This window comes from Streptomyces sp. XH2 (assembly GCF_049725035.1).
Classification (GTDB): Bacteria; Actinomycetota; Actinomycetes; order Streptomycetales; family Streptomycetaceae; genus Streptomyces; species Streptomyces roseoverticillatus.
Map to the genome: position 1 here is coordinate 417,781 of NZ_JBMMMZ010000001.1, position 6,000 is coordinate 423,780.

Sequence of the window (6,000 nt, forward strand, 5' to 3'; positions counted from 1 at the left end):
CCACTACGGAGCAGTCGCGGGGCGCCAAGGCGCATTGCCGAGCCCTGTCCGACGAGTTGCTCTCCAACGGCGGGCAGGCACGGCACGCCCGGACCTCAAGGCCCCGAGCGCCGTAGACGTCCGGGACGGAGGAAGGACCTGCAGCTGACCGGCGAGGGCGGGTTGCTCCAGCTGCTGCCCAAGCGGCTGCCGGAGTCCGTGGCCGGCGAGCGGGACACCGGTGGCCGACCGCTGATCGGCAGGCCTGGCCGGCAAGGCCATGCGCTATCCGGGGCGGACAGGCGAGCCGGTCTTGCGCAGGGCTTGGAGCGCTTCCGTGATGCTGTCGACGGTCCGGTCGGGTTGCGGCGTGAAAGCGGGCCAGGTGCGTCCGTGCCGGATCCAGATGGTATGCAGTCCCACAAGCCTGGCACCGATGATGTCGGCGTCGGGAGAGTCGCCGCACATCCAGCCTGCGGTCAGGTCGCTGCCGCAGCGTTCGGCGGCCAGGGCGAAGATTCCGGGATCGGGCTTACGGATGCCCGCCTCCTCGGAGATGCACCAACCGTCGAGGTACCGGGCGAGTCCGGTGTGTTCCAGCACGGCGCCCTGGGTGAGGGTCAGGCCGTTGGTGAGGACTCCGACCCGCCACCCGGATTCGCGGAGCTGTGTGATCTGGTCGAGGACGTGCTGGGGGCACCGGAGGAAGAGCGGGTACCGCTGCTGGTAGGCGTGGTGCAGGACTTCGGCATTGTCACCGATCCGGAACCGGTCTCGGATCCCGGCGAAGAAGCGGTCTCGGGGCTTGAGGCCGTTGTCATCGGCCTCGATGATCCACTCGACGGCCGTCGTGCCCAGTCCCCGTTCACGGGTGAACTCTTCGGCCCACTGCCGCAGGCCCGCCGTGCGGTCCACGAGGGTGTTGTCGAGATCGAAGAGCGCCAAGGGCGGTTTGCGCGGCGGTCCGGCGCCGGCTGCTTGCGGGTGGCCCGTCTGTCCCCTCGGTGCATGCACGCAGGGACTGTAGCGGCTCGGGATGGGCGGTGCGGGCCGGATCGGCGGGGTGTCGGACCGGCGCCGGGCTTGTTCGCGGGCCTGGCGCCAGGAGGGTACGCCGTCGCGGCGGCGCCGGGCCTGGCGCCAGTCGATGACGTGGATGCCGGTGGCGGTGTCCGACCCTGACAGCAGGATGGGACTCCAACAGGGCCGGACAGCATGCCCGGTCCCAGATCTCACACCTGACAAGGGGGTACACACCGTGACCGAGGAGGGCTTTCGCGCCGCCACCGGGGACGAGTGCTCGTCCGGTTTCGAGCAGAGTGCCGAAGACCGGGCGGCCGCCGTGCGGCAGGCCATGGACGGGCTGTGGCAGATCCGCAGGGTGATGAATCCAGCGGCTGGTCAGCCTGTGACCGTTCCGGCGGAATGGGAACGCCGTCAGCCGTTGCGTGCCGTCGCCCTCGCCTTGGAGGCGGCCGGGCTCCCCGCGTCCGCCGTCGGCCCCGACAGCCGGCGCACCGCCGCCGGCTACCGCGTGAGCCACGTCGACGGAGTCCTCCGAGTGGAATGGCTCGGTCCACCCGGCAGCAAGGCCGTCCATGAGCAGCACGAGCAGCTCCAGCGCTGCGCCCAGGCCCTTGAGGACCTCGGCTGGCAGGTCCTGGAGTACCGCGGAGCACGTCGGCACCGCTGGCTGGAGGTCGAGCCGCCGCCCGTGGACACACGGGCGAGAGGAGGCTGCGTGGAGTGAAGGCGCCCGCCATCCGCCACCGGGGGCAGGGCCGGTGTCAGTGGACGCCGCCAGGGTCAGGGACAGGTTGTTGGAGGGAGCGGCTGCGGCAGTGGAAGCAGTCATGGACGCCCCGCAGCCACTGGGACCACTCCCTCGCCCCGCTCGTCGTCGAACTCCTCCCCCAGCTCACTGCCATACAGCAACGCGGCACGGACACCACGACCGGTGCACTGTTGCTGGAGACCTCGCGGTCGGCCGCTCTCGGGGTGGGAACCCAATACGCCGGAAGGGAGCCGTGGCGGTTGTTCCCGCTGGTCAGTGGAGGGACAACATCCCTGGTGGACCTTCGGTGTTCGGCATCGGACGCGAAGGCTTCGCGTCCGATGCCGGACACGATCCGACTGCCGAGGCGACTGGACGGCCGGCATGGCCGGTCCCGCGTGCCGGGCCGCGAGCGTCAGGACCAGGCCGCGAGCGTCGGGTCCAGGCCTCGCCCCTCGCTCGTCATCCGCACCTCATCCTCGACGGACACCCGGGGGTACGACGCCCTACTTCGGTGCCTGGAAGCCGCCGATCTTCTGCTCGAGCAGTTCAGCCAGCCGCAGCGGGGTGCGGTCCTCGAACATCGGACCGATGAGCTGCACTCCCACCGGCAGGCCCTCGGGGGACCGGCCCGCCGGCACAGCGGTGGCGGGCAGGCCGGGCATGGTGGCCAGACCGGCCCAGACGAGCTGGTCGAAGTACGGGTACTCGGCACCGTCGATGTCGATCAGGCGTTCCATCGGATTGGGCTTGTGGTCGTGAGGGAACGCGGGAGTGGGCGTGATCGGACACACCACCGCATCGAACTCGGCGAAGAACTGCCGCCAGCCGTGGCGGTGGAGCTCGCGACGGCCGTTCACCTCCATCCAGTCGCGGTGGCTGAGCACTATCCCGCGCAGCCGCGCCGCATCGAGGCTCCGGTCGTCTGCGCTCAGTCCGGCGGCCTGGGTCCGCAGCTGCTCGTACGATTCGATGGGAAAACGTGCGACGGAGCCCGAGCACAGCAACTGCATGTAGAGCACCGCGGCTTCGGCCGGATCGGGCAGCAGCGGACTGTGCCGTTCGACGCGAGCGCCACCGTCGGCAAGCGCGTCGGCCACCCGGTTCACGCCCGCCCGCACGGCGGATCCGGTCGGAATGAGCGGATGGTCTTCGAGCACCAGGACCCGGAAGTCGCCGAGCCGCTCGTGGCGCGCCGGCGGCAGCGTCAAGTCGTACGCCTTGCCGTGCGTCAGCGGGTCCGGTCCGGCCATGACGTCGAGCAGGAGCGTGAGGTCGCGGGCGGTGCGCGCCATCGGACCGGCGACGGCGAGGTCGAGGTCGACCGGCAATGGCGGTGCCGGCGGCGCGACCATGCCGCGGGTCGCCACCAGCCCGAGTGTCGGCTTGTGCGCGTAGATGCCGCAGAAATGCGCGGGGGTGCGCAGCGAGCCGGCGAGGTCGGAGCCGATGGACAGCGCGCCGAACCCGCACGCCAGGGCCGCCGCCGATCCGCCCGAGGACCCACCCGACGTGCGACCGTGGTCCCACGGGTTGTTGGTGGTGCCGTAGATCTCGTTGAAGCTCTGGATGTCCTGCAGCCCCACCGGCACATTGGTCTTACCCAGCACCACCGCGCCCGCGGCCTTGAGCCGCGACACCTGGACCGCGTCCTCGGTAGGCATGAAGTTCGCCTGTGACGGCATGCCCCAGGTCGTGGGCACCCCAGTCATGTTGTACGACTCCTTGACCGTCACCGGGATGCCGAGCAGCGGCCGGTCCTCACCGCGGGCGCGCGCCTGGTCGGCATCGCGCGCGGCGGCCCGCGCACGGTCGAAGTCCGGCACACAGATCGCGTTGATCTCCATGTCGTCCCGCTCGATACGGGCGATCGCCTCGTCGGTCAGTTCCACCGAGGTCACTTCACCGGCACGCAAGGCAGTTGCGAGTTCTTCGGCCGTCTGAAAATTCCGTTCCATGGATCGGACCGTACTGGCCTCTGGGAGAAGCCACGAAATACCACTTCGCGCAACGGGATACCTGTCTCAGCTCATGTGGGATTGCGCGAAGAGTGAGTGGGGGCATGGGGGGGGGCTTGCCGATCCAGGCATCACCGCGGAGTGCCTTGGCGAGCAGTTCGGCGCACGCGGCCCACTCCTCATCGCCGCGCCGGGGAATCGCGGCCGCCTCCCGGAGGGCAGCGGCCACGGCGCGGGCGCCGCTGGCCGGCATCGTGCGGGGCCCTTCGAGCGGCGGAAGGACAACGGCATGGTGACCGCGGATGGCGTCCGCAGCGGATTCGGTGTCGCCCTCGCATTCGGCGATGACGCGGGGTGCCTGGCAGGCAAGGTCCGGGGCGGCTCGACCGCCCGCGACCAGGGCCATGGCATGAGCTGCGGCGTGAAGTGCGGCGCGGCTGTCGCGGTAGCAGTGCCCGTCCCAGGGCTTCGGCGCAGTCGCAGGGCGTCCGACGGCTGTGAGGGTCGAATACACGTCCCCCTTCCGGCGCGTCACAGTGCACAACCGTGCTGTAGGACGCGCGGGGTTCGCCGGCTGTGTGAGGCATCCCTCTCTCGGCGTCGTGGCGCAGGTGACCTGGGAAGGCTGACCATGTAGTCATGACCTCCTCACCCCGCCCGCCGCACGTCGGTAGCCGACCGGATCCGATAGGCAGGACTACCGCATTCGGTGGAGAGCCCGCTCCCGCCCGCGGGTACCTGCTGGACAACGCGCGCGCCGAGGCGGGCGAGCGATTCGTCTGGCTGGCCGAGCTGTTCGACAGCGTGACGCGCGGGCACTTCGACCGGCTGGGGGTCAAGGCCGGCTCGCGCTGCTGGGAAGTGGGGGCCGGTGGCCCCGGCATCCCGGAGGCGCTCGCGGCGGCCGTCGGCCCGACCGGGCACGTGCTGGCCACGGACATCGACCCGTCGTGGCTGAAGGCAGGCGACGGGTACGAGGTGCGCCGGCACGACGTCGCCGCGGATCCGCCCCCGGAGCCGGGGACGTTCGATCTGGTGCACGCCCGGCTCGTGCTGGTCCATGTACCCGACCGGGCCCGCGCGTTGGCCACGATGGCGGCAGCGCTACGGCCCGGCGGCTGGCTGCTGATCGAGGACGCCGATACCGCTCTGCAGCCACTGGCATGCCTGGACGACAGCGGCCCTGCGCAGCAGCGGGCCAACCGGCTGCGCGACGCGGTCCGGGAGCTGCTGGCGCGCCGCGGCGCGGACCTGCGCTACGGCCGGACATTGCCGCGGGCCTTGCGTGAGGCCGGTTTGGTCGATGTCGCCGCGGCGGGCTCTTTCCCGGTCGGCGGGCCGGCCTGCGACCGGCTGGAGGCGGCGACCATCCGGCACGTGCGCGGCGAGCTGCTCACAGCCGGCCTGGCCGACGACGCCGAGATCGACGCGCACTTGGCCGCCATTGACGCGGGCGAACTCGACCTGACGCTCGCGCCGCTGATCTCGGCCTGGGGACGCCGTCCGGCCGAGTAGCCTCCGGCGCTCGGTCAGGTGCGGATCCAGGCGTTGTCCGACCCACCACAACGCTGTTCGTCGAGGAGGTCAGGCAGCTCGCGCAGATGCGTGCCGCCCGTCACCGGAGCTGGGGCCGGCCCAGATGGACGTCCGTGAGAAGACCAACGAGATCACCTGATTCCAGCGCCTTCTGGACACCGTCGCCGACCTGGCCGGGACGGTGATCACCGCCGATGCGATGCACATCCAGCGCGAGCACGCCGCCTACCTGCTGGGCCGCAAGGCCCACTACATCGTGATCGTCAAGGGAAACCAGAAGCACCTGCGCCGACGGCTGGCATCCCTGCCCTGGAAGGACATCCCGCTGCTGGGCCGCACCAAGCAGACCAGTCACGGACGATCCGAGATCCGCCGCATCAAGGTCGCCACCGTCAAGAACCTGCTGTCAAGAACCTGCTGTTCCCCGCCGCCCGCCAGGCCATCCAGAAAAACGCCGCCGCACCGACCGCAAGACCGGCAAGACCGGCATCACCATCGTCTACGCCATCACGAGCCTGACGGCCGGACCAGCCACCTGCGCCCGGATCGCCGCGCCGCGGCGGCGTGCAGCGCCGGGACACCTTCCGTCCCCACTCCCCCGCAGCCGGCGGGAGGTGTCTGTGTCCCGGCGGCGCTTCACGTCACTGCACCTGCCGGGCCCGGCGAAGTGAGCGGGGATCTGCAGCAGCCACACCGACGTGCGGCCGCCCCAGGGTGTCGAGGGGGGCCCACCAGGGGGGGGCGGGGGCCAGG

The 6,000-nt window shown here is 70.9% G+C and carries 5 protein-coding genes; 2 read left to right on the plus strand and 3 right to left on the minus strand.

The features are described from left to right. Positions 1-264: 264 nt before the first annotated feature. Positions 265-993, minus strand: a complete 729-nt coding sequence (locus ACOTKD_RS01890; RefSeq protein ID WP_424887037.1) for an HAD family hydrolase — start codon at positions 991-993, stop codon at positions 265-267. Between the two features lie 244 nt (positions 994-1,237). Here ACOTKD_RS01890 and ACOTKD_RS01895 point away from each other — a divergent pair, with 244 nt between their 5' ends. Further along, positions 1,238-1,729: a hypothetical protein gene (locus tag ACOTKD_RS01895; RefSeq protein ID WP_424887038.1), complete on the plus strand. Its 492-nt coding sequence runs from the start codon at positions 1,238-1,240 to the stop codon at positions 1,727-1,729. A 530-nt stretch (positions 1,730-2,259) separates the two neighbouring features. On the opposite strand, the gene ACOTKD_RS01900 is transcribed toward ACOTKD_RS01895, so the two are convergent. Continuing rightward, on the minus strand, positions 2,260-3,711 hold the full coding sequence (locus ACOTKD_RS01900) for an amidase (protein WP_424887039.1): 1,452 nt from the start codon (positions 3,709-3,711) through the stop codon (positions 2,260-2,262). Positions 3,712-4,350: 639 nt separating this feature from the next. On the opposite strand from ACOTKD_RS01900, the gene ACOTKD_RS01905 reads away from it, so the two are divergent. Then, a complete protein-coding gene (locus ACOTKD_RS01905) occupies positions 4,351-5,226 on the plus strand; it encodes a methyltransferase domain-containing protein (protein ID WP_424887040.1) in 876 nt (291 codons plus the stop codon). A gap of 100 nt (positions 5,227-5,326) precedes the next feature. Here ACOTKD_RS01905 and ACOTKD_RS01910 read toward each other — a convergent pair whose 3' ends face one another. After that, a complete protein-coding gene (locus ACOTKD_RS01910) occupies positions 5,327-5,602 on the minus strand; it encodes a hypothetical protein (RefSeq protein ID WP_424887041.1) in 276 nt (91 codons plus the stop codon). Positions 5,603-6,000: the final 398 nt, after the last annotated feature.

What these genes read in the sequence shown, in the direction of transcription:
- ACOTKD_RS01905 (WP_424887040.1), top strand. Translation starts at nt 4,351, where the DNA reads ATGACCTCCTCACCCCGCCCGCCGCACGTCGGTAGCCGACCGGATCCG.
- ACOTKD_RS01900 (WP_424887039.1), bottom strand. Translation starts at nt 3,711, where the DNA reads ATGGAACGGAATTTTCAGACGGCCGAAGAACTCGCAACTGCCTTGCGT.